This window comes from Yimella radicis (assembly GCF_054778255.1).
Window position 1 is genome coordinate 122356 of the sequence record NZ_BAAGZR010000002.1, and the last position, 22996, is coordinate 145351.

The following is a 22996-nucleotide window of genomic DNA, read 5'->3' on the forward strand; positions in this document are numbered from 1 at the left end:
ACCAACCGCCACAGGCGCTGCACCTGCGTCCAGTCACTGCTGGTGCACCACCAGTGGCTGGCGAGTAGCGCAGCGTTTGCGGGCGGGGGTCAGAGGGTGCCGGTCAGGGCCTGCATGGCCAGGCTGGTCGAGGCGACCAGCACCGACAGGATCGCGCCCAACAACAACGGCCGCAGGCCGGTGCGGCGCAGCTGCGCCGGGCGCATGGACAGCCCGATCGCGGTGAGCGCCAGGGTGATTCCGAAGGTGCCGATCCTCGACAGGCCAGGGTGCCAGCCGGTCGGGATGACTCCGATCGAGTTGACCGCCGCCGCCACCACGAACCCGACGAGGAACCACGGCACCACCTGACGCAATGGAATGCGCACCGTCGACGGACCACCGGGCGACGTTGACGCGGCGCGACGCGCTGTCAGGTAAGCCAGCACGATCGTGATCGGGATGATCATCAACGAACGGGTGAGCTTGACGACGATCGCGTGATCGCCGGCCCCGTCACCGAAGCCGTACGCCGCGGCCACCACCGACGACGTGTCGTTGATCGCCGTGCCCGCCCACAGGCCGAAGCTCTCACCGGTCATGCCGAGCAGGTGACCGATCGCCGGGAAGGTCAGCACGCCGATCACGTTGAAGACGAAGATCGTGCCGAGGGCGTACGCCGCATCGGCCTTCTTGGGGCGCATCACCGCGGTGCTGGCCGCGATCGCCGACGCACCACAGATGCCGGTGCCGACTCCGATGAGCGTTCGCACATCGCGCCCGACACGCAACCAGCGCCCGATGAGGGCGGCGCCCCCGAGCGCGACCGACAGGCTGGCGAGCATCACCGGCAGCGAGGACGACCCGACCTGCGCCACCTGGCGCAGCGACAACCCAGTGCCGAGCACCACCACGGACGCCTGCAGCACCTGCTTGGAGCAGACCTCATATCCGCCATCCAGGTGGTGCGACCGCAGCCGCGGCACAGCGACACCCGCGGCAAGGCCAAGGACGATGCCACACACCGGACCGCCGAGCACGGGCACAAACTGGCCGAAAACCGTTGCCACACAGCCGATGAGCAGCACAACCGCCAACCCGGCGACAAGGCCGCGGCGAGAGGTGCGGATGGGCGCAGCGTGCAACATGCTTCAACCATCCGCCCTGCGAACACTTCTCGGTAGACGGCGATTGAGTAGTACCGCATATCCTTCGCATATGACCGCGCGCCCCGACCCACTCGCACTTGAACTGCTCGTCGCGGTGGCCGCAACCGGCAGCGTCGGCGCCGCCGCACGAACTGTCGGCATGGCTCAACCCAATGCCACCCGCTCGCTCGCCCGGCTCGAACGCCAACTCGGCCTGGACCTGGTGGTGCGCTCTACCCGAGGATCGACCCTGACCGATGCCGGCGCCGTGCTCGTCGACCAGGCTCGCCAGGCGCTGGCCGCTATGGACGCGGTCACCGATTCGGCCGCGACCCTGCGTGGCGACTCCACGCGTCCGCTGCCGGTCGCGGCCAGTCAGACTATCGCCGAACACCTACTACCCCGATGGCTTTCGACGCTGCGCAGCCAGCAACCGAACAGCGCCGTGGCCGTGCACGTGCACAACTCCCACGATGTCGTCGATGATGTGCGATCCGGTCGCACCGCCCTGGGATTCGTCGAAGAGCCCACGGTGCCCGGCGACCTGCACAGCACTGTTGTCGCGCACGACGAGATGGTGCTCGTAGTCGCCCCGCATCACGTCTGGGCCGGCCGGTCGCGCGCGGTCCGCGCCGACGAACTGGCTCGCACCGCACTCATCACCCGCGAACCCGGCTCCGGCACCCGCATGGCCCTCGACGAGGCGCTCGATCAGCAGGTGCGACCGCACCTGGAGCTCCCGAGCAACGCCGCGGTGCGGGTCAGCGTCGCTTCGGGCGCAGCACCCGCGGTGCTCAGTCGGCTCGCGGTCGCCGACGCCCTGTCGGCCGGCACCTTGGTGACCGTGCCGCTCGGGCTGCAGTTGCGGCGTCCGCTGCGCGCAGTCTGGACCGGATCACGACGTCTCTCGGGGCTCGCCGCAGACCTGGTGTCGATCGCCCGCGACGAAGGCGAAATCAGCTCTTCGCAGTGACCCACACCGGGATGACGCCCGAGACGACCTCACTGCCGTCATCGACATAAGCGGTGCACCGCACGTCGACCTGGAACGGCGGCTGCTTGTCCCAATCGGCGATGTCTGTGCGCGCCTCGCACCGGACGTCGGTGGGTACCTTGGCGATGTAGTCGAGCTGAATTCCCCTGGGAATCCAGCGCATTCCCTTCGGGGTGGTCGCTTCGCAGAGCAGACCCATCGCCGCTTCGAGACCGTTCGCGACGGCGATCGCGTGCACGGTACCGATGTGGTTCTGCACGCCGCGCCGCTTGCGGATCGTGACGACGCCGTGGTGCGGCTCCATGACCTCCACTTTCGGGCGCACCGTTGCGAAGTACGGCGCCTTCAGCATGAAGGCGAGCGAGAACGCGCTCTTGCCGAGCGGCTTGCTTTCGAGCTGTCGATACATCTGGAAGGTCGAGGCCATACGCAGATATTACTCGCAGGTAACTTCGATGCGCCACCCTCCCGGGCACGCGGTCAGCGCCGGGTCACCGCAACATCGCGCACGATGCGCTCGACCCGCAGACCCTTCTTCTCAAAGCGGGTCATCGGACGGTCCTCGAACCGCGGAGCGAATCCGCCGCGATCGCCCTCCGGGTCGACGTCGGGGTCGCCCGGGTCGGCGAGTCGCCCGGCGTACGGGTTCGTGAACTCCTCACACCCTTCGACGACGTCGCGGATCTGCCACGCGTAGTCGGCCCAGTCGGTCGCGAGCCGCCACACACCGCCCGACTCGAGCAACGCAGCGACCTGCGTCGCGAACGCCGGCTGCACCAGACGGCGCTTGTGGTGCTTGGTCTTCGGCCACGGGTCGGGGAAGAAGGTCCAGATCTCGTGCAACGTCCCTGGTTCGAACATGAGCGGCATCGACCAGGCCGCATCGGCGATCGCGATGCGCAGGTTGGTGACGCCCGCCGAGACCGCTTTGGTGATGGTGTGCGCGACGCCCGGGCGCCATACCTCGAAGGCGAGGAAGTCAACGTCCGGGTGCAATGCCGCAGCGTGCACGACGGCGTCGCCGGCGCCCGACCCGATCTCGGCGATCAACGGCGCCGACCGCCCGAAGACCCCTTCCTTATCGAAGCGGTAGTCGGGGTCGAGCGTGGTGTCGGTGCCGTTGAGCGGCAGATCGAGCAGGTAGATCGGCCCGTGCTGCTCCATCGCCCGCTCGTGCCGATCGGGCATGCGTCCGCCGCGGCGCGTGAACGATCGGGTGCGGGCCAACGGACGACCGTCGGGGCTCGTCGGAACAACCGGGTCGAAGCCCGAATCGCGTTGTGCCACGGCGCTATTTCTTCGCCTTCTCAGCCGAGGCGTCCTGGGAGAGCGCAGCGATGAAGGCTTCCTGCGGCACCTCGACGGAGCCGACCATCTTCATCCGCTTCTTGCCTTCCTTCTGCTTCTCCAGCAGCTTGCGCTTACGGCTGATGTCACCGCCGTAGCACTTGGCCAGGACGTCCTTGCGGATCGCGCGGATGTTCTCGCGGGCGATGACGCGGGCGCCGATCGCGGCCTGGATCGGCACCTCGAACTGCTGCCTCGGAATGAGCTCCTTGAGCTTGCCGGCCATCATCACGCCGTACGCGTACGCCTTGTCGCGGTGCACGACGGTGCTGAACGCGTCGACCTTGTCGCCCTGGAGCAGAATGTCGACCTTGACCAGGTCGGCCTGCTGCTCGCCGTCGGGTTCGTAGTCGAGCGAGGCGTACCCACGGGTGCGCGACTTCAGCGAGTCGAAGAAGTCGAAGACGATCTCGGCGAGCGGCAACGTGTACCGCATCTCGACGCGGTCCTCGGACAGGTAGTCCATGCCGCGCAGCGTGCCGCGTCGACTCTGGCACAGCTCCATGATCGCGCCGATGAACTCGCTCGGCGCCAGGATCGTCGCGCGGACGACGGGCTCGGTGATCGAGTCGACCTTGCCCTCGGGGAACTCGGACGGGTTGGTCACCACGACCGTGCGGCCGTCGTCCAACTTCACGTCGTACACCACGGACGGCAGTGTCGAGATGAGGTCGAGGTCGAACTCGCGCTCGAGGCGTTCGCGCACGATCTCCAGATGCAGCATGCCGAGGAATCCGATGCGGAAGCCGAAGCCCAACGCGGCCGAGGTCTCGGGCTCGTAGACCAGCGCGGCGTCGTTGAGCTTGAGCTTGTCGAGGGCATCACGCAGCACCGGGTAGTCGGAACCGTCGATCGGGTACAGACCGGAGAAGACCATCGGCTTCGGGTCGCGGTAACCACCGAGGGCATCGGTGGCGCCGTCGCGCGCGGAGGTGATCGTGTCACCGACCCGCGACTGGCGGACGTCTTTCACTCCGGTGATGAGGTAGCCGACCTCGCCGACGCCGAGCCCCTTCGCAGGCACCGGTTCCGGCGAGATGACGCCGATCTCCAGCAGTTCGTGGGTCGCCTTCGTCGACATCATCTGGATCTTCTCGCGCGGGTTCAGATTGCCGTCGACCACGCGAACGTAGGTGACGACGCCGCGGTAGGTGTCGTAGACGGAGTCGAAGATCATCGCGCGGGCGGGAGCATTCGCATCGCCCACCGGAGCCGGGAACTGCTGGACGATCTGGTCGAGCAGCGGTTCGACGCCGACGCCGGTCTTGCCCGACACCCTGAGGCAGTCCTCCGGCTCGCAGCCGATCAAGCCGGCGAGTTCCTCGGCATACTTCTCCGGCTGCGCCGCCGGCAGGTCGATCTTGTTCAGCACCGGGATGATCGTGAGGTCGTTCTCCATCGCCAGGTACAGGTTGGCGAGCGTCTGCGCCTCGATGCCCTGCGCCGCGTCGACGAGCAGCACCGCTCCCTCACACGCGGCGAGCGACCGGGACACCTCATAGGTGAAGTCGACGTGCCCGGGCGTGTCGATCATGTTGAGGCAGAAGGTCTCCCCATCCATCTCCCACGGCATGCGCACGGCCTGGCTCTTGATCGTGATGCCGCGCTCACGCTCGATGTCCATGCGGTCGAGGTACTGCGCCCGCATCGCGCGGTCGTCGACGACGCCGGTGATCCCCAGCATGCGATCGGCGAGGGTGGACTTGCCGTGGTCGATGTGCGCGATGATGCAGAAGTTTCGGATCTGCGAAGGCGGCGTCGCGGCTGGTTGCAGCGCGGTGCGTGCCATGGGTGCCACAGATGGTTCCTTGCGTTGTTCTCGGCCGGACAGGTATTCGTCCCAGTCTCCCACGCCTGCCGAGGTATCCCGACAACGCTTCGAGACGACGTTCTAGGCGCGAGCGGCCGCGTCCCGACGTCCGAGGGTGGCGGACACGATCGTGATGAGGATGCCACCGACGGCGAGCAGCGCGCCGATCCGGCTCGGCCATTCGTAGCCCAGACCGCGGTCCAGGACAATGCTGCCCAGCCATGCGCCGAGCGCGTTCGCCATGTTCAGGGTGGAGTGGTTGAGGGCCGCAGCGAGCGACTGACCCTCCTGCGCGACGTCCATCAGCCGGGTTTGCAGCATAGGCACGAGCATCGTGGGCAGGAAGCCGAGCAGGAAGACCGCGATCACGGCGGTGACCGGGTGGTGCGCCATGAAACCGAACACGGCCAACAGGGTCGCGATGAGCACCAGCGACCCCAGGATGCCGCGCATCAGACCGAACTGTGAGACGCGTCCGGCGACGGTCGCGCCGATCGTCATGCCGACGCCGTAGACGACGAGGATCAACGGGACGGTGCTCTCGGCGAAGCCGGCCAGGTTGGTCATCGTCGGGGTGATGTAGGAGAACGTGGCGAACATCCCGCCGAAACCGACGGTGCCGATACCGAGCGCCAACCACACCTGAGGACGGGTGAGCGCCTTGAGTTCATTTGCGGCAGAGGCGTTCTCGTCAGCCGGCTGACGCGGCACCCAGGCGAGCACCGCGGCGACACAGGCCAGCGAGATCACTCCGACGAACACGTACGGGTATTCCCAGCCGAACCGTTGACCGAGGACGGTGGACAGCGGGACGCCGATGACATTCGCGACCGTGAGCCCGGCGAGCATCATCGAGACGGCCCAGGTGCGTCGGTGCGGAGCGACCATGGACGCGGCCACGACGGACCCGATGCCGAAGTAGGCGCCGTGCGGCAGTCCGGACAGGAAGCGGGTGATCAGCAGGGTGCCGTACGAAGCGGCGAGCGCCGAACCGATGTTGGCCAGGGCGAACGCGATCATCAGCCAGATCAACTGAGCCTTGCGTGGTGCACGGGCGGCCAGCGTTGCGATCAACGGGGCTCCGACGACGACGCCCAGCGCGTACGCGGACACGACGTGGCCGGCCTTCGGGATCGAGATGTCGACACCGTCCGCGATCTGCGGCAGCAGACCCATCGTGACGAACTCGGTCGTGCCGATCGCGAATCCGCCCAAGGCCAATGCGAAGAGCGCGAGGCCGACATGATGCGCGCGGGCCACCGCCTGATCGCCGTCGACGTCGATGGTCTGCGGGGCGCTGGCTCGGATCACCGATCGAGTCTCCCGGCAATCGGAAGTCGTCGGCGAATCCCCGCGCTGGTTCGTGAGCAACATCACCCGTTGCGGTGGCGACTGGTGGCGACCGGCGGCGACGATTGGCGAGCACTCACCCACCCGCAGCGTCGATGTCATTGCTAGGGTATTCCACACAGAAGGAGCCTCATTCCGCGATGCGGAATGCCGTGTTGCACGTCAGACAGACAGAGGAGTCGCATGTCCACTTTGAACCTGCCGGATGGCGTCGAAGTCACCGGTCCGGTGAAGGACCGTTACGACGAGATCCTTTCGCCCAAGGCGCTCGAACTGGTCGCCAAGCTGCACCGCGAACTCAACTCCCGCCGACTCGAACTCCTCGCCGCACGCGAGGACAAGGTGAAGAAGGTCGCCGCGGGCGAAGACCTCGACTTCCTGCCCGAGACAAAGCACATCCGCGAGGACGACAGCTGGAAGGTCGCCCCGCTCGCGCCGGGCCTCGAGGACCGCCGCGTCGAGATGACCGGCCCGACCGACCGGAAGATGGTCATCAACGCCCTCAACTCCGGCGCCGCTGCCTGGCTGGCCGACCAGGAGGACGCGAACACCCCGATGTGGGAGAACGTGGTCGAGGGTCCGATGAATCTGATGGACGCCGTCGACGGCAACATCGACTTCACCAGCCCGGAAGGCAAGGAGTACAAGCTCGTCGCGCCGCAGAAGCAGCCGACGATCATCGTCCGCCCGCGTGGCTGGCACCTGCCGGAGAAGCACATCCTGGTCGACGGCCAGGAGACCTCGGGTTCGCTGGTCGACTTCGCGCTCTACCTCACCGCGTGCGGCCAGAAGCAGATCGACCGCGGCAAGGGTCCGTACTTCTACTGCCCGAAGATGGAAAGCCACCTCGAGGCCCGCCTCTGGAACGACGCGTTCGTCATCGGCCAGGACTTCCTCGGCATCCCGCAGGGCACCATCCGCGCCACCTGCCTGATCGAGACCTACCCGGCCGCGTTCGAGATGGAGGAGATCCTCTACGAACTGCGCGACCACTCCTCCGGCCTCAACGCCGGCCGCTGGGACTACCTGTTCTCGGTGATCAAGACCTACCGCACCCGTGGCGCCGACTTCATCGTCCCCGACCGCAACACGGTCACCATGACGGTGCCGTTCATGCGGGCCTACACCGAGCTGCTCGTGCGCACCTGCCACAAGCGCGGCGCGTCGGCGATCGGTGGCATGGCCGCGTTCATCCCGAGCAAGGACGAAGCGGTCAACAAGAACGCCTTCGAGAAGCTGACCGCCGACAAGACCCGTGAGGCGAACGACGGCTTCGACGGTTCCTGGGTCGCCCACCCGGGCATGGTGCAGGCCTGTGACGACGTGTTCTCCGCGAAGTTCGCCGAGGGCAGGACCAACCAGCTCGACAACCTGCGTGAGGACGTCCAGGTGACCGCCGCCCAGCTGCTCGACGTGAAGTCGACGCCCGGTGAGGTCACCGAGGCCGGTCTGCGCTCGAACATCGACATCGCGATGCAGTACCTGCGCTCCTGGCTGGCCGGCCGCGGCGCCGTCGGCATCCACAACCTGATGGAGGATGCCGCGACCGCGGAGATCTCCCGTTCGCAGATCTGGCAGCAGATCAAGAACGAGGTCACCACCGCCGACACGAACAAGCTCATCACCAAGGAGCTCGTGTTGGAGCTGGTCGACGAGGTCATCGCCGAACTGCCCGGCGACGCGAGCGACTACGACGACGCCAAGGCAACCTTCCTCGAGGTCGCCGTCGCCGACGACTACGCCAACTTCCTCACCCTGCCGGCTTACGAGCGGATGAAGTAGCCGATGGCCACTTCGAGCGGGTCGATCGCAGCCGTGATCGAACGGTTGCGGTCGGCCCTGCCGCGTGAGGCGGTCATCACCGACCCGGCGCGTCTGGCGACCTACGACTGTGACGGGCTGCTGGTTCACCGGGTGACCCCGGCCGTGGTCGTGCTCGCCTCGGACGCTGAGCAGGTGCGCCTCGCCGTCCGAGCATGCGCGGAAGCCGGGGTGCCCTTCGTCGCGCGCGGTTCGGGCACTGGGTTGTCCGGTGGCGCGCTCCCCCACGCCGATGGCGTCCTGATCGTGATGAGTGGGTTCCGGGAGATCAAGGAGATCTCCCGCGCCGATCAGCGTGCGGTGGTCGACCCAGGCGTCATCAATCTTTCTGTCACTCAGGCGAGTTCGCCGGAGGGTTATTACTTCGCGCCGGACCCCTCGAGCCAGCAGATCTGTACGATCGGCGGCAATGTCGCCGAGAACTCCGGCGGCGCGCATTGCCTGAAGTACGGCTTCACCAGCAACCACGTGCTGTCGGCTGAGGTGGTCATGCCCGACGGTTCGCAGGTGACGCTCGGTCAGCGAGCACCCGACGCGCCCGGCTACGACCTGCTCGGTGCGTTCGTCGGCTCGGAAGGCACCCTCGGTGTCGCGACCGAAGTGACGGTGAAACTGCTGCGCTCGACCGAATCGGTGCAGACCTTCTTGGCCGGGTTCGAATCGACCGACGCCGCCGGTGCCGCAACCTCCGCGATCATCGCGGCCGGCATCGTGCCCGCCGCGATCGAGATGATGGACGCACTCGCGATCGAGGCCGCCGAGGCGGCGGTCGCGTGCAACTACCCGGACGGCGCGGGCGCGGTGCTGGTCGTCGAGCTCGACGGACCGACGGCCGAGGTCGAGGCGGAATCGGCTGCCGCGCAACGGATGTGCCAGGAGGCGGGCGCCTTCGAGATCCGCCTCGCCGCCGATGCCGAGGAGCGGATGGCGATCTGGCGGGGCCGCAAGTCGGCATTCGCCGCGGTCGGTCGTATCTCGCCCGATTACATCGTGCAGGACGGCGTCATCCCGCGCACGAAGCTGTCGCAGGTGCTGGGCCAGATGGGTGAACTCGCTGCCGAAAAGGGAGTTCGCGTCGCGAACGTGTTCCATGCGGGGGACGGGAACCTCCACCCTCTGGTGCTCTTCGACGGCAGCGTGCCCGGCGAGAGCGAACGCGCTGAGGAGGTGTCCGGAGCGATCCTCGACCTGTGCCTGGAACACGGCGGATCGATCACCGGCGAGCACGGTGTCGGCTTCGACAAGGCGAAGCACATGCCGAAGATGTTCACCGAAGTCGATCTCGACACCATGCAGCGGGTGCGCTGTGCCTTCGATCCGCACGGACTGTCGAACCCCGGCAAGATCTACCCGACGCCGCGGCTGTGCGGCGAGGTGCCGCGCAAGCGGTCGGCGAACGATCCGAACCCCTACGAGGGCAAGGCGGAAATCTTCTGATGAGCTTGCGAGAAACATTGCAGCACCGTGGAATCGATGTCGAGCAGGGCACATCGGCGACGCTGTTCGACGGACGCGCACCGAGTTGTGTCGCTCGGCCGACGTCGACCGAAGAGGTAGCCGAAACAGTCCGAGCCGCTCGTGAGCACGGCGCGGTCGTCGCGGTGCGGGGTGCCGGCACGAAACTGACGTGGGGTTCCCCCGCCGGCCACTACGACCTGGTCCTCGACCTGTCGGCGATGAACCGGGTGCTCGAACACCAGCCCGGCGATCTCATCGTCAGCGCGGAGGCCGGTTGCCCGCTGAACGTCGTCCAGAGCACCGTCGCTCGGGCGGGCCAGCGGCTCGCGCTCGACGAAATGGTGCCGGGCACCACTGTCGGTGGGCTCATCGCAACCAATACGAGCGGGCCGCTGCGTGTGCTCGCGGGCTCCGTGCGCGACCTGCTCATCGGGGTGACGGTCGTGCTGGCCGACGGCACCGTCGCCCACGCAGGCGGCAAAGTGGTCAAGAATGTCGCTGGCTACGACCTCGGCAAGTTGATGGTCGGCTCGTACGGCACGCTCGCGATCGTCACCGAGGCAACCTTCCGGCTGCACCCGGTGCCGCAGGCGTCCGAGTGGGTCGTCGGTCAACACCCGATCGCCGAATTGCCGCACGTACTCAACGACCTTTTGCATAGTCAAGACGCACCGAGCGCGGTCGAGATCCGTTGCGAGACTGCGGATTCGGTAGTTCTCGCCGTGCTGATCGAAGGCACTGAGGGGGGCGTTTCCGCCCGCTCCGGGCGGATCCGCGCGACCGTCGCCGGCGAGACAGCGCCAGCACCCGGGTGGACCGGCACCTACCCGTGGCCCGTGGGCGAAGGCATCGGACTGAAGATCACCGCGCAACTGTCCGCTGTGCCGAATGTCGTTGCGGCAGCGGCCGAACTCGGCTGGACGATCCAGGGATCAGCCGGTGCGGGAGTGCTGTACGCATCTCCGTCCGGCGCAGCCGAACCGGATGATGTCGAGGCCGCCGCAGCACGTTTTCGTGAGGTCGCCCTCGGCGGCAGCGTGATCGTGCTCGATGCTCCGAAGGAGATGCGCGGGCAGGTCGATGTGTGGGGTCCGATCCCGGCCATCGACATCATGCGCCGTGTGAAACAGCAGTTCGATCCGGAAAACCATTTGGCTCCAGGCCGATTCGTGGGAGGAATCTGATGCCCGACCCCCGCACCGCCTCTGAACCGGCGATCACGCCAGGCGTTGACGTAAATGTCGAACCGATGTCGCGGATCACTGGGTTCGACGAGCACAACCCACCCGACCCGAGCCTGCTGTCCGACTGCGTGCACTGTGGTTTCTGCTTGACGACCTGCCCGACGTATGTGCTGTGGGGCGAGGAAATGGACTCCCCGCGGGGACGGATCCACCTGATGAAGAACGTCACCGAGGGCGCACCGCTCGACGACACGGTTGTCGGCCACATCGACGCCTGCCTCGGCTGCATGGCCTGCGTGACGGCGTGCCCGAGTGGGGTGCAGTACGACCGCCTGCTCGAGCAGACCCGGGCCCAGGTCGAGCGCAACACGACCAGGTCCAGGTCGGAACGGGCACTTCGTGCTGCGGTCTTCAGCCTGTTCCCCTACCCCAAGCGGCTCAAGGCGTTGCGTGGACCACTGCGCCTGACGCAGAAGGTCGGCCTCGACCGCGCGATCAACAAGTCCGGCCTGCTGGAACGCATTTCGCCGTCGCTGGCGATGCTGCAGAGCCTCACCCCCGAGCTGACCAAGCCGGAAAGGCTGCCCGAACGCATCCCGGCCAAGGGCACCAAGCGGGCGACAGTCGCGATGCTCACCGGCTGCGTGCAGGACGCGTTCTTCTCCGGGGTCAACGCCGCTACCGCGCGGGTGCTGGCCGCCGAGGGCTGCGACGTGGTGGTGCCACAGGGCCAGGGTTGTTGCGGTGCGCTGTCGAGCCACTCCGGCCGTGAGCCCGAGGCGCAACACTTCGCTCGAACGCTCATCGACACCTTCGAGCGCTACGAGGTCGACTACATCGTGGTCAACTCCGCGGGCTGTGGCAGCGCGATGAAGGAGTACGAATTCCTGCTCGCCGACGACTCAACCCACCAAGCCGACGAGCGCGTGCGGAGCTTCCGCGAGAAGGTGCGCGACGTGAGCGAGCTGCTGGCCGAACTCGGCCCGGTCGCCACCTATCACCCGCTGCCCCTCACCGTGGCTTACCACGACGCGTGCCACCTCGGTCATGCGCAGGGCATCCGCAACCAGCCGCGTGAGCTGCTGCGCGCGGTGCCGGAGCTGACCGTGAAGGAGATCAAGGACGCGTCGATCTGTTGCGGGTCGGCAGGCATCTACAACGTGCTGAACCCCGAGCCGGCCAAACAACTCGGCGACACGAAGGCCGCCAACGTGATCGCGACGGGTGCGCAGTTGCTGGTGACGGCCAACCCGGGGTGCATCATGCAGATCGCCCAGGGTGTCGAGAGAGCGGGCGGACGCATCGGCACGGCCCACATCGTCACCGTGCTCGACCACTCGCAACGCGGACTGTCGGCGGACGAACTGCTGAAGTAGTCGCATGCGGTTCTGGGTCAACAGCGCCCTACGGGTGACCCGGCAGATCCTCGACGCCACCCGTGCGGCCGCGCCGTCCGATCGATCACGCTCGGACACTGCGAGCCGGACGCCGGCTGCCGAACCTGCTTCCGAACAACACCCTTATCCGGGCGACTTCTGCGGGACCCCCGACTTCGATTACGCCCCGAAGCCGGACGGCAGACCCGACCCGGGCGAGATCGTGTGGACCTGGGTGCCGTACGAGGAGGACCACTCCCGCGGCAAGGACCGTCCGGTGCTCCTGGTCGGGTGGGAGGGTGAGTGGCTGCTCGCGCTGCCCCTCACCAGCAAGGACCACGATCGCGACGCCGACCAGGAGCGTCGGGCCGGCCGCGAGTGGGTCGACATCGGATCCGGTCCGTGGGACCGGCGCGGTCGGCCCAGCGAGGTGCGCCTGAACCGGGTGCTGCGGGTCACCCCCAGCGCCGTCCGGCGCGAAGGAGCCGTACTCGACCAACGCCTCTTCGACGGGGTCGCCCGAGCCTTCACCGGACGCTGACAAGACCACCCTGGGAAATCGGCGGGTTTCCCGGTACGGGTGGTTTCCGGTACTTCGAGTATCAGTTTCAGTTAGGCTCGGCGCGGACGCTTTGAACGAGCGTCCGAAGACCTGCACGAGAAGCTGCACGGGAAGGCTGAGATGTCGCTGCACGGCAAGACGTCCATCGCCGATCGGGGTCAGGCGTTCGGGATGCGCCTGATCACCATGGCGGGTGGACTCGAAGCACTGAAGAACCCGGTACTGCGGGGACGGGTCGAAAAGGTCCTGTATCGCAGTGCGAAGTCCGGGTTCAAGGCACAGACGGTCGCCGGTAAAGCCTTCGCGAAGAAGTCCGGGTCGGGTTCGCCCACGCGGGCCGCATCGACCAAGCCGCGGCGGGAGTTCGACCTGAGCCCGACCGAGGATCAGCAGATGATCCAGGAGGCAGCGCGCGAACTCGCAACCGAGGTGCTACGCCCGGCGGCTGCCGGGGCCGACACCGAGCGTCGAGCTCCGGCGCAGGTGCTCGAACAGGCCGCCGCCATGGGCATGACCCTGCTGAGTGTTCCGGCGGAGCTCGGCGGAGTGGCCGAGGAGCGTTCCGCGATCACCGGCGTGCTGGTCATCGAGGAGCTGGCGCACGGTGACATGGGGCTTGCCGTCGCCATCATGGCCAGCGGAGCAGTCGCCAATGCACTTGCGAACTATGGCGATTCGGATCAGCAGGCTACGTTCCTGCCGCCATTCACCCAGGAACAGGAACCAGCCACGGGGGCACTGGCGATCCAGGAGCCGCAACCGCTGTTCGATCCGCTCGCGCCGTCCACGACGGCGCAGCGCGATGGTGACCACCTCGTGCTCGACGGCGTGAAGTCACTCGTGCCGGGCGCAGAGGACGCCGACCTGTTCATCGTGTCGGCATTGGTCGACGACGAGCCTCGCCTGGTCATTGTCGAGCCCGGCACCGACGGGCTGTCGGTCTCCCCCGACCCGGCCATGGGTCTGCGCGCAGCCCGCACCAGTGCTCTGCACCTGAAGGCCGTCCGGGTGCCGGCCGCCAACCTGCTCGGCACCACCCAGGACCACCTGGACGCGGTCCGCCGGGCCCGCCTCGCCTGGGCAGCCGCCGCGGTGGGCACCGGGCAGGCCGTGCTGGACCACCTGAAGACCTACACCGTCGAGCGCAAGGCGTTCGGTGAACCGATCGCCTACCGTCAGGCCGTCGCCTTCACCGTTGCGAACATCGCGATCGAAGTGGACGCCTTGCGCCTGGTCGTGTGGCGCGCCGCCGCGCGACTGGACGAGGGCAAGGATGCGTCCGCGCTCATCGCACAGGCACGCGCGCTTGCTGCCCGGCACGGCGCCCAGATCGGCAGTGACGGCGTCCAACTGCTCGGCGGACACGGCTTCGTCAAAGAATTCGACAACGAGCGCTGGTTCCGTGACCTGCGCGCGACCGGCGTGCTCGAGGGCATGCTGCTGGTCTGAGGAGCAACCGATGATTGACCTCGAGGTCCCCCGCAAGTTCACCCCGCTGCTGAAGCAGGCCGGCGCGCTCGCCGACGAGGTGTTCCGCCCGATCAGCCGAAAGTACGACATCGCCGAGCACGAATACCCCCAGGAACTCGACCTGCTGTCGGCCCTCATCGACGGCATGAGCGACTCCGGCGCCGGACAGGGGGCGGGCGCGTCCGGCTCGGCCAAGGCCAAGACCGACGAACAGCCGAAGGGTGTGGGCTCTGGACGAAACGCCGGCAAGGCGAACCGCAACGGCACCAACCTCTCGTCCGTCCTGTCGATCATGGAGACCTGCCGCGGCGACGTCGGCCTCACCCTGTCGATCCCGCGCCAAGGACTCGGCAATGCCGCGATCGCTGCCGTCGCGAACGACGAACAGAAGGCTCGGTACGCAAACCGTTGGGCCGCAATGGCGATCACCGAGCCCGACACCGGGTCCGACTCCGGCGCGATCCGGACGACGGCCGTCAAGGACGGTGACGAGTACGTGCTGAACGGGGAGAAGATCTTCGTCACCGCCGGCGAGCGCGCCGAACTCGTCGTCGTCTGGGCGACCCTCGACCGCGCACTCGGCAAGCAGGCGATCAAGTCGTTCGTCGTCGAGCGGTCGAACCCGGGCATGAAGCTGGTGCGCTTGGAGCACAAGCTCGGCATTCGCGCGTCGGACACCGCTGCGTTCAGCCTGCAGGACTGTCGAGTGTCGGCCGACGATCTCCTCGGCGACCCGGAGATCAAGATCGAAGGCGGCTTCGGCGGTGCCATGCAGACCTTCGACAACACGCGTCCGCTGGTCGCGGCGATGGCGGTCGGTCTCACCCGTGCCTGCCTCGACACCGCCACCGAACTGCTGGCGAAGGCAGGTGTGACGCCGGACCCGGATCGTCCACTCGCCGGTCAGTCACTCGCTGCGGCCAAGCTGATCCAGTTCGAGGCCGAGTACCAGGCTGCCTACCTGCTCGCGTTGCGCGCAGCGTGGATGGCCGACAACGGCAAGCCGAACTCGATGGAGGCGTCCATGGCGAAGGCGAAGGCCGGTCGCACCTGCGTCGACGTCGCTCTCGGCTGCGTCGAGCTCTGTGGCGCTACGGGTTATGCAGAGACCGAGTTGCTGGAGAAGTGGGCCCGCGACTCCAAGATCCTCGACATCTTCGAGGGCACCCAGCAGATTCAATTGCTGGTGGTGGCGCGCCGCCTGCTCGGCTTGAGTTCGGCGCAACTGAAGTAGGACCCGCACAACGCGTATGGCCCGTCACCGACTTTCGGTGGCGGGCCATTTCCGGCCGGTCCGATACTTCGGGTTCCGAAGTACCGGTCAGTTGATTCCGTCCTGCTTGAGCGCTTGTTCGACGACGGCGAGGACATCGGCGCGGGCGGGATTCCACCGGCGCACCCGCACGACGAGCTCGCGAGCCGCTCGCTCGAGTTCCTCGGCAGCGGTGTCCTGACCGGCGCAGATGAAGGTGCCGGCCCGTCCGCGCGTGACGATCAGACCGGATCGTTCGAGTTCGGTGTAGGCCTTCGCGACCGTGCCCGGCGCGATCCGCAGGTCGGCGGCAAGACCGCGGACGGTGGGCAGCTTGCTGCCTACGACGAAGTCGCCTACCCGGACGCCCTCGGCGACCTGATCGCAAATCTGCTCGTACGTCGGCTGCGCGCTTTCCCGATCAATCGTGAACACCTTTGCATTCTCCCCCGTGACTGCAGAGTTTCGCTGCGGAATGAACATTCATCAACACAATTAGGTTGCGAACAAAAAAATACCCCCGCCCCGGAGGGGCGGAGGTATCAGTACGTTCTGCGTCAGACGCGCTCGGCGGAACGCTGCCAGGCCATGATCAGGTCGTCGCGCGAGGCCGGAGTGCCGGCGTTCTCGACCGCCTTGTTGAACGCGCGGCGGGCGCGGGCGTTCTCACGGTGGCTCTTGATCGACTTCGCGAGCGAGGTCATGGCTGGTGGCTCCTTTGCCGTTGCATGAATGCTTGATGTGGTTCAGGTCTCAAAGTTCTAAGTAGAACTATTCGATACCGAAATGTTACGCCTGTCAGGACGGCCGTCCAAATCCTGCACCCGGATGGTGAGGGAACTCACAACGGCGTCGTTCCGGCGCAAAATCGAAGTGACGGATGCCCTGCGATGCAGCAAGCTTGAGCCTCGTGGGACACATCGAAGCCAACTCCGTCGACTACTTCCTGCCCGACGGCAGGCCGCTGCTCGGCGGGGTGAGTCTGCGCGTGGGCGACGGCGCGAAGGTCGCACTCGTCGGTCCGAACGGCACCGGCAAGACCACGCTGCTGCGCATCATCTCCGGCGAACTCGACGCGCACGACGGGGCGATCACCCGCAGCGGAAGGATCGGCGTGATGCCGCAGTTCATCGGCAAGGTCGGGCGCGAGGGCAAACAGGTGACCGTCCGGGATCTGCTGCTCACCGTCGCTCCCCTGCCGATCCGTGAAGCGGCCGCCACTGTCGACCGCACCGAACTGACGATCATGGAACGCGACGACGAGTCCGACCAGATGGCGTACGCGCAGGCGTTGGCCGACTGGGCAGAGGTCGGCGGGTACGACTGGGAGACGCTCGCCGATGTGTGCACCGTTGCGGCACTGTCGATTCCGTTCGACCAGGCACAGTGGCGCGACGTCAACACCCTCAGCGGTGGCGAGCAGAAGCGACTCGTGTTGGAGGCGCTGCTTCGCGGGCCGGAGGATGTCCTGTTGCTCGACGAGCCGGACAACTACCTGGACGTGCCGACCAAGCGCTGGCTCGAAGCTCAACTCAACGCGTCCCCCAAGACCGTCCTGTTCATCAGCCACGACCGGGAACTGCTGAGCACCGTCGCGACCCGGATCGCGACCCTGGAACCACAGGCGGCCGGCGCCGTGTGCTGGGTGCACCCCGGATCGTTCGACACCTATCAGCAGGCGCGTATCGACCGGAACGACCGCCTCGAGGAGTTGCGGCGCCGCTGGGACGAGGAGCACACCAAGCTGAAGACGCTCGTGCTGAACCTGAAGGTGAAATCGACCTTCAACGACGGCATGGCCTCGCGCTACCACGCTGCCCAGACCCGGTTGGCCAAGTTCGAGGCAGCGGGCCCGCCGCAGGCGATCCCCTTCGAGCAGAAGGTGACCATGCGGCTGCGCGGTGGGCGCACGGCCAAGCGCTCGGTGATCTGCGACGGACTGGAGCTCACCGGATTGATGAAGCCCTTCGACTGCGAGATCTGGTACGGCGAGCGAGTCGCCGTCCTGGGCTCGAACGGGTCCGGCAAGTCCCACTTCCTTCGGTTGTTGGCCGCCGGTGGTTCCGACCCGGACATCGAGCACCGCCCGGTGGGCGACTTCGTCCCGGACACGGTGCAGCACAGCGGAATTGCCCGCCTGGGCTCGAGGGTGCGCCCGGGCTGGTTCGCACAGACGCATCAGCACGCCTCACTGACCGATCGGACGCTGCTCGACATCCTGCATCGTGGTGACGAGCACCGCGAAGGCATGCCGCGGGAGCAGGCGTCGCGGGCACTCGACCGGTACGAGTTGGCTCGCAGCGCCGAGCAGACCTTCGGGTCACTCTCCGGTGGGCAGCAGGCGCGCTTGCAGATTCTGCTACTCGAACTCAGCGGTGCGACGCTGCTGCTGCTCGACGAACCGACCGACAACCTCGACCTGCACTCGGCCGAGTCGCTCGAGGAGGGCCTGGACGGCTTCGAAGGCACGGTCATCGCGGTGACCCACGACCGTTGGTTTGCAAAGGGATTCGACCGGTACCTCGTGTTCGGCGGCGACGGCCGGGTCTACGAGACGCCCGCACCGGTGTGGGACGAGACGCGGGTCGTCCGCGCTCGCTGACCGGTCCCGGACCCGTGGGCTGGGTACGGCACACTTGTCCGGTCGGCCGCCGGTGCCGGCCCGATTGAGGAGGCGACAGGGTGACCACCGACCTCGGTGACATCGTCCGCACGGTCGACCTCATCGGCGTCGCCGTGAACGGCCTGCTGGGTGCGGAGATCGCCCGCCGCGAGCGCCTCGACCCGGTCGGATTCGCTGTGCTGGCAATCCTTTCCGGCCTCGGCGGCGGAATGATCCGCGACACCCTCCTGCAGCAGGGGACGCCGGTCGCCCTCACCGACTCCTGGTACCTCGTCGTCGCGATCGCCGCAGCCGCCGTCGGTTACACCCTGCAGTTCGAGGGACGCCTGTGGAGCCGGGTCTACCCGGCGCTCGACGGTCTGGCCCTCGGCACCTGGGCGGCGGTCGGTACGCAGAAGTCACTCAGCGCGGGCCTCGGGTGGTTGCCCTCGTTGCTGCTCGGCACGATCACCGCGGTCGGCGGCGGGATGGTTCGTGATGTCGTGCTCGCCCGAAGGCCGGCCTTCCTCGGCGGAAACACGCTGTACGCGACCTGTGCGATCATCGCCAGCGGTGTCGCGATCATGCTCAACGGTCTGGTGACCGCCGAGGTGGGCGTGCTCGCCGCTACCGCCGTGGGCGCGCCGATGGTGCTCATCGCCAAGGCGAGAGGCTGGACGCTCCCCGGCGAGTCGGCCCGAGTCGGAGTGCAGGCGATCAAACGCCGCTACCCGCGCCAATCCTCCTGAACCACAGCGGATCCGCTCACCCCCGTCATGGCGGCCGGGGCGGGCAGGTCGAGCACAGTCGACCGACTGAGTCGGTGCATGAGGAAGGCTGTGCCAAGACGGGTGCGGCCAAAACCCTGCAACGGATCGAAGCCGAGGCCGGTCCTGAGCGTGTCGCAGCGGGCTTGCAGTGTGCTGTGGTGAATGTTCAGTTCACGGGCCGCTTCCCGAACCGTCTGCGTCGTCACCAGCGCCTCGACGGTCTCCAATGCCCACGGATGCTGTTGCGCGACACGGGTGAGACTGTCGGCGTCACCATGCTGGACGTCGTCGTCAGCGTCAGCCAACAGGTCGATCAGGCCGCCGTAGTCGTCGGCCACGACCATCGGCTCACGCGCCCGATCACACAGCCGCAGCGCGACGAGCGCGCTGCGGAACGACCGGTCGAGCCCGTGCACGGAAGCGGCGATCCCGATGCCGCCCGGCGCGGCCTGGAACGGCTCGAAGATCTCCGGGACGACGACGACATGGATCGGGCCGAAGCGGGTGCCGATCACGTCCTCGGGCCCGGACGGCCGACCCTCCCAGACAGCGAACAGCGGCGCGGCGACGATGCGGTAGCGGCGCGCGGCCACCACTCCGAGCGCCCCGGCGGCATCGAGCCGTTCCTCGATACTGCTGGTGCGCTCGGTCAGCACGCCGAGGTGGCGACGGTTGTCGATTTCGCGCTGACCGCGTCCGTGTCTGATGCGCACGGCGAGCGCGAGCCGTTCGAGGATGATCGCATCGTTGGCAAACGGCGCTTCGTCCCGCTCGAGCCAGACGAGCATGTCGTCTCCCGCGCGGGCGAGGAGATCATCGCGCGGCGTGGGCGCCTGCGATCGGTCGATCTCGCCCCGCGGCGAAACCCGCATGGCGGCCTGCGACCCGCTTTCACGAAACCCGGCCGTGCATCCGGCCAGCGAGGCCGCCGCGGCCAGCAGTGCTCGGGTGTTGACGTTGCCCACGATGAGCTCGTCGAAGCAGGCGATGACTCGCAGGCCGAGGCTCGAATTGGGGTCGAGGCGCGCGATGCGTCCGAGGAGTTCTTGCATCTCAGGGCTCCTGGCGAGGTCGGGTCGGCCGATCAGTCGGCAAGGATCTTCTCCACCCAGGCGTTGCGGGTGCGGATCATCGATCGCCCCACGCTGGTGTGCGGCGCGAAGATGTCGCACGCGTGAAAGGCGCCCGACCACACGTGCAGTTCGGCATCGCCCCCTGCCGCCCAGATGCGTCCGGCATAGTCGATGGCCTCGTCGCGGAAGATCTCGGCAGCGCCGACGTCGATGAACGCCGGCGGCAGTGCGCTGAGGTCGCCCGCTCGGGCCGGTGCGGCGTAAGGCGACACGTCGTCGCCACCGCGGCGATCGCCGAGCATCGCCTGCCACGCGGTTTGATTGCTCACCCGGTCCCATACGCCGATGCCGTCGAACTGTGCGGTCGACGCGGTGATCAATCGGTCGTCGAGCATCGGGTAGTCGAGCAGTTGGCCGCAGGGCCGCGGGCCGCCGCGGTCACGTGCGGCTAGAGCGATGCCGGCCGCGAGCCCGCCACCGGCACTGGCGCCGGCGACGAGAATGCGATCGCGACGTACGCCCAGATTTCCCGACTCGGCGGCGACCCATTCCAAGGCTGCGTACATGTCCTCCCACGGGTACGGGTCGGGAAACTCCGGCGCCAGCCGGTAGTCGACCGTGATGACGGTCGCGCCCAGATCGCTGACCCAATCGAGCACAAGGTCGAGACCGCTGAACTTGTCGCCGAACATCAACCCACCCGAATGCGCGTAAAGCACCGTCGGACGCGGGCCCTGTGCGTCGCGCGGTCGGAGAACGGCGGCCGTGAGGTCGGCGCCCTGGTAGCCGGGCAGGACGACGTCCGTCACATCAATACGATGCTGCCGGAACAGGTCGGTCATCGGCGGGGACGCGTACGAGACTCGCATGAAGTCGATGAGTTCAGGGGTGATGGTCGGCGGGAACATGCCACCCACGACCGCCAATCCGGCGCGTAGCTCGGCGTCGAATCCGGGCCGCGGCACCGCGTTCACCGTCATGAGGCCTCCTTTGTGCCGACGATTCTTCGAAGTCTATTGCGGTGTCTCGCACCGCACCCCGCCATTTGGCGGGATGGGTTCGTCGATTTGCGACGCCGCGTCGGTTGTGGTCTACGTCACACTTAGGCGAGGGTTGAGCTTCACCGAACGAGAGGAAGACCAGTGAGCGACAACCTGACTACCGCGGTCGACGCCGTCGTCCAGCGCGCTTCGCAGGGCCCGAATTCCGGGGAAGGACGAGTGCCGGGCGTCGTCGCCGGTATTACCGACCGGGACAAGGACATCTACCTCGGCGCGTCCGGCGTGCGCGACCTGTCGTCCGACGCCGAAATGACGACCGACACGTCCTTCAACATCTGGTCGACGACGAAGGCGATCACCGCAACCGCCTGCCTCCAGCTGGTGGAGTCGGGCGACCTCGACCTGCAGGCGCCGGCGAAGGAGTACGCGCCCGCCCTCGCCGACGTCAAGGTCATCGACGGCTTCGACGCGAACGGTCAGCCGATCCTGCGTGCGCCGGCCAGCGACGTCACCACCCACCACCTGCTGACGCACACCGCGGGCTTCGGGTACGACTTCTTCAACGAGACCTACAACCGCCTCGCCGAGGAGCACGGCCAGCCGAGCGTGGCCACCGCGACGCGCGCCGCGCTGAACTCTCCGCTGCTGTTCGACCCTGGCACCCAGTGGGAGTACGGCAGCAGCATCGACTGGGCCGGCCAGGTGGTTGAAGGCATCACCGGCAAGCGCCTCGGCGAGGTGTTCCAGGAACGCATTTTCGCCCCTCTGGGCATGACGTCCTCAGCCTTCGCGCCGACCGAGGAGATGCTCTCGCGACAGGTCCGGCACCACCAGCGCGAGGACGACGGCACGCTCACCCCGAGCGAGTTCGCGACCCCCACCACGCCCGAGGTCGACTTCGGCGGGCACGGTCTGTTCTCGACCGTGCCCGACTATCTGAAGTTCATCCGCATGTGGCTCAACGAGGGACGCAGCGCCTCCGGCGAGCAGGTGCTGTCGCCGGCGTCTGTCGACCTCGGCTTCACCAACCAGCTTCCCGACAATCTCCAGGTCAAGCTGCTGCCGGGCGTCATCAAGTGGCTCTCGAACGACGCTGAGTTCTTCCCCGGTCTGAAGAAGACGTGGTCGTACAGCTTCCAGTACACCGAGGACCCGTTCCCGACCGGACGACCCGCCGGCGCCATCGGCTGGGCCGGCTTGGCCAACCTCTTCTACTGGATCGACCGCGACAACGGCTTCGGAGGCTACTGGGCGACGCAGATCTTCCCGTTTGGCGACGGTCCCTCGTTCACCGAGTACCTCGACTTCGAAACCGCTGCGTACCAAGCGTTTACCAGCAGCTGATCGTTCGGGCGTCCGGGCGACCGGTCGACCACCGTTGGTCGATCGGTCGTCTTGGCGCCGCGTTCGTCGCAGGTTGTCTGCGAGCGCCCCCGCCGGTGCGCTGAGGGCGGTGCTGGCAGTATCCGAAGCAACAGCCAACACCCGGAGCGCACCGACTGAAGGATCTGCGGCGCCGGGGGCCGCCTACGAAGCCGAGCGTCAGACTGTTACGCGCCGTCCGCAACGCACTACTGCTGACACTCGGGAAAGCGCGGCGGGACGGCTCATCGGCCAGGCGACGAAGGAGCCGGCGATGAACGCCGAAGGAGCCACCCAACGACATGTGTCCGTGGTGGCACCCAAGTAACCAGAGCAAAAGGCTCACGGCGGCGGGACGGCTCATCGGCCAGGCGACGAAGGAGCCGGCCGATGAACGCCGAAGGAGCCACCCAACGACATGTGTCAGTGGTGGCACC

Annotated in this window: 20 protein-coding genes; 11 read left to right on the forward strand and 9 right to left on the reverse strand. The window is 67.2% G+C overall.

Features of this window, described 5'->3' with window-relative positions:
- Nucleotides 1–89 precede the first annotated feature (89 nt).
- Nucleotides 90–1127: a YeiH family protein gene (locus ACYU8W_RS01625; protein WP_499466107.1), complete on the reverse strand. Its 1038-nt coding sequence runs from the start codon at nt 1125–1127 to the stop codon at nt 90–92.
- A gap of 70 nt (nt 1128–1197) precedes the next feature.
- Here ACYU8W_RS01625 and ACYU8W_RS01630 point away from each other — a divergent pair, with 70 nt between their 5' ends.
- Entirely contained in the window at nt 1198–2100 is a 903-nt protein-coding gene (locus tag ACYU8W_RS01630) for a LysR family transcriptional regulator (RefSeq protein ID WP_141928833.1), read from the forward strand.
- On the opposite strand, the gene ACYU8W_RS01635 is transcribed toward ACYU8W_RS01630, so the two are convergent.
- The 4 genes from ACYU8W_RS01635 to ACYU8W_RS01650 form a co-directional block, all read right to left on the reverse strand.
- Nucleotides 2084–2548, reverse strand: coding sequence for a hotdog fold domain-containing protein (locus ACYU8W_RS01635; RefSeq protein ID WP_141928834.1), 465 nt, complete (start codon nt 2546–2548; stop codon nt 2084–2086). The genes ACYU8W_RS01630 and ACYU8W_RS01635 overlap by 17 nt on opposite strands.
- A 53-nt stretch (nt 2549–2601) precedes the next feature.
- Nucleotides 2602–3408, reverse strand: coding sequence for a tRNA (guanosine(46)-N7)-methyltransferase TrmB (gene trmB, locus ACYU8W_RS01640; RefSeq protein WP_499466110.1), 807 nt, complete (start codon nt 3406–3408; stop codon nt 2602–2604).
- Nucleotides 3409–3412: 4 nt separating this feature from the next.
- Nucleotides 3413–5257: a translation elongation factor 4 gene (gene lepA, locus ACYU8W_RS01645; RefSeq protein ID WP_129625696.1), complete on the reverse strand. Its 1845-nt coding sequence runs from the start codon at nt 5255–5257 to the stop codon at nt 3413–3415.
- A 102-nt stretch (nt 5258–5359) separates the two neighbouring features.
- Nucleotides 5360–6589: an MFS transporter gene (locus ACYU8W_RS01650; protein ID WP_499466112.1), complete on the reverse strand. Its 1230-nt coding sequence runs from the start codon at nt 6587–6589 to the stop codon at nt 5360–5362.
- 222 nt (nt 6590–6811) lie between these two features.
- Between ACYU8W_RS01650 and aceB the strand changes: the two genes are divergently transcribed.
- The 7 genes from aceB to ACYU8W_RS01685 all read left to right on the forward strand — a co-directional run bounded on the left by aceB (nt 6812) and on the right by ACYU8W_RS01685 (nt 15733).
- Nucleotides 6812–8410, forward strand: coding sequence for a malate synthase A (gene aceB / locus ACYU8W_RS01655; RefSeq protein ID WP_499466114.1), 1599 nt, complete (start codon nt 6812–6814; stop codon nt 8408–8410).
- A 3-nt stretch (nt 8411–8413) separates the two neighbouring features.
- A complete protein-coding gene (locus tag ACYU8W_RS01660; protein ID WP_499466116.1) occupies nt 8414–9886 on the forward strand; it encodes an FAD-linked oxidase C-terminal domain-containing protein in 1473 nt (490 codons plus the stop codon).
- Nucleotides 9886–11091, forward strand: coding sequence for an FAD-binding oxidoreductase (locus ACYU8W_RS01665; RefSeq protein ID WP_499466118.1), 1206 nt, complete (start codon nt 9886–9888; stop codon nt 11089–11091). The genes ACYU8W_RS01660 and ACYU8W_RS01665 overlap by 1 nt, the downstream gene beginning before the upstream one ends.
- 65 nt (nt 11092–11156) lie before the next feature.
- On the forward strand, nt 11157–12467 hold the full coding sequence (locus tag ACYU8W_RS01670; protein WP_499466120.1) for a (Fe-S)-binding protein: 1311 nt from the start codon (nt 11157–11159) through the stop codon (nt 12465–12467).
- 4 nt (nt 12468–12471) lie between these two features.
- Nucleotides 12472–13008 carry a type II toxin-antitoxin system PemK/MazF family toxin gene (locus ACYU8W_RS01675; RefSeq protein ID WP_499466121.1) on the forward strand — a complete coding sequence of 179 codons (537 nt, stop codon included), beginning with the start codon at nt 12472–12474 and terminating at the stop codon, nt 13006–13008.
- Between the two features lie 141 nt (nt 13009–13149).
- Nucleotides 13150–14478: an acyl-CoA dehydrogenase family protein gene (locus ACYU8W_RS01680; protein ID WP_499466123.1), complete on the forward strand. Its 1329-nt coding sequence runs from the start codon at nt 13150–13152 to the stop codon at nt 14476–14478.
- Nucleotides 14479–14488: 10 nt separating this feature from the next.
- Nucleotides 14489–15733: an acyl-CoA dehydrogenase family protein gene (locus ACYU8W_RS01685; protein WP_499466125.1), complete on the forward strand. Its 1245-nt coding sequence runs from the start codon at nt 14489–14491 to the stop codon at nt 15731–15733.
- Between the two features lie 87 nt (nt 15734–15820).
- On the opposite strand, the gene ACYU8W_RS01690 is transcribed toward ACYU8W_RS01685, so the two are convergent.
- Both ACYU8W_RS01690 and ACYU8W_RS01695 read right to left on the reverse strand, forming a co-directional pair.
- Nucleotides 15821–16186 carry a GntR family transcriptional regulator gene (locus tag ACYU8W_RS01690; protein WP_168990228.1) on the reverse strand — a complete coding sequence of 122 codons (366 nt, stop codon included), beginning with the start codon at nt 16184–16186 and terminating at the stop codon, nt 15821–15823.
- Between the two features lie 122 nt (nt 16187–16308).
- Nucleotides 16309–16455, reverse strand: a complete 147-nt coding sequence (locus tag ACYU8W_RS01695) for a hypothetical protein (protein ID WP_168990227.1) — start codon at nt 16453–16455, stop codon at nt 16309–16311.
- Nucleotides 16456–16661: 206 nt separating this feature from the next.
- On the opposite strand from ACYU8W_RS01695, the gene ACYU8W_RS01700 reads away from it, so the two are divergent.
- Both ACYU8W_RS01700 and ACYU8W_RS01705 read left to right on the forward strand, forming a co-directional pair.
- Nucleotides 16662–18353, forward strand: coding sequence for an ABC-F family ATP-binding cassette domain-containing protein (locus ACYU8W_RS01700; protein WP_499466127.1), 1692 nt, complete (start codon nt 16662–16664; stop codon nt 18351–18353).
- Nucleotides 18354–18433: 80 nt separating this feature from the next.
- Complete coding sequence (locus ACYU8W_RS01705; RefSeq protein WP_499466129.1) at nt 18434–19102, forward strand: trimeric intracellular cation channel family protein; 669 nt, start codon at nt 18434–18436, stop codon at nt 19100–19102.
- Here the strand turns inward: ACYU8W_RS01705 and ACYU8W_RS01710 are convergent.
- Both ACYU8W_RS01710 and ACYU8W_RS01715 read right to left on the reverse strand, forming a co-directional pair.
- Nucleotides 19081–20088, reverse strand: coding sequence for a helix-turn-helix domain-containing protein (locus tag ACYU8W_RS01710; protein ID WP_499466130.1), 1008 nt, complete (start codon nt 20086–20088; stop codon nt 19081–19083). The genes ACYU8W_RS01705 and ACYU8W_RS01710 overlap by 22 nt on opposite strands.
- Nucleotides 20089–20207: 119 nt before the next feature.
- Entirely contained in the window at nt 20208–21176 is a 969-nt protein-coding gene (locus ACYU8W_RS01715) for an alpha/beta hydrolase (protein ID WP_499466131.1), read from the reverse strand.
- 162 nt (nt 21177–21338) lie between these two features.
- On the opposite strand from ACYU8W_RS01715, the gene acmB reads away from it, so the two are divergent.
- Nucleotides 21339–22541, forward strand: coding sequence for a methyl acetate hydrolase AcmB (gene acmB / locus ACYU8W_RS01720; protein WP_499466132.1), 1203 nt, complete (start codon nt 21339–21341; stop codon nt 22539–22541).
- The last annotated feature ends 455 nt before the right edge of the window (nt 22542–22996 follow it).

Excerpts from the sequence above, each read along its gene's own strand:
- ACYU8W_RS01625 (WP_499466107.1), bottom strand. The coding sequence starts at position 1,127 with ATGTTGCACGCTGCGCCCATCCGCACCTCTCGCCGCGGCCTTGTCGCC.
- ACYU8W_RS01630 (WP_141928833.1), top strand. The coding sequence starts at position 1,198 with ATGACCGCGCGCCCCGACCCACTCGCACTTGAACTGCTCGTCGCGGTG.
- ACYU8W_RS01635 (WP_141928834.1), bottom strand. The coding sequence starts at position 2,548 with ATGGCCTCGACCTTCCAGATGTATCGACAGCTCGAAAGCAAGCCGCTC.
- lepA (WP_129625696.1), bottom strand. The coding sequence starts at position 5,257 with ATGGCACGCACCGCGCTGCAACCAGCCGCGACGCCGCCTTCGCAGATC.
- aceB (WP_499466114.1), top strand. The coding sequence starts at position 6,812 with ATGTCCACTTTGAACCTGCCGGATGGCGTCGAAGTCACCGGTCCGGTG.
- ACYU8W_RS01660 (WP_499466116.1), top strand. The coding sequence starts at position 8,414 with ATGGCCACTTCGAGCGGGTCGATCGCAGCCGTGATCGAACGGTTGCGG.
- ACYU8W_RS01665 (WP_499466118.1), top strand. The coding sequence starts at position 9,886 with ATGAGCTTGCGAGAAACATTGCAGCACCGTGGAATCGATGTCGAGCAG.
- ACYU8W_RS01670 (WP_499466120.1), top strand. The coding sequence starts at position 11,157 with ATGTCGCGGATCACTGGGTTCGACGAGCACAACCCACCCGACCCGAGC.
- ACYU8W_RS01675 (WP_499466121.1), top strand. The coding sequence starts at position 12,472 with ATGCGGTTCTGGGTCAACAGCGCCCTACGGGTGACCCGGCAGATCCTC.
- ACYU8W_RS01680 (WP_499466123.1), top strand. The coding sequence starts at position 13,150 with ATGTCGCTGCACGGCAAGACGTCCATCGCCGATCGGGGTCAGGCGTTC.
- ACYU8W_RS01685 (WP_499466125.1), top strand. The coding sequence starts at position 14,489 with ATGATTGACCTCGAGGTCCCCCGCAAGTTCACCCCGCTGCTGAAGCAG.
- ACYU8W_RS01695 (WP_168990227.1), bottom strand. The coding sequence starts at position 16,455 with ATGACCTCGCTCGCGAAGTCGATCAAGAGCCACCGTGAGAACGCCCGC.
- ACYU8W_RS01715 (WP_499466131.1), bottom strand. The coding sequence starts at position 21,176 with ATGACGGTGAACGCGGTGCCGCGGCCCGGATTCGACGCCGAGCTACGC.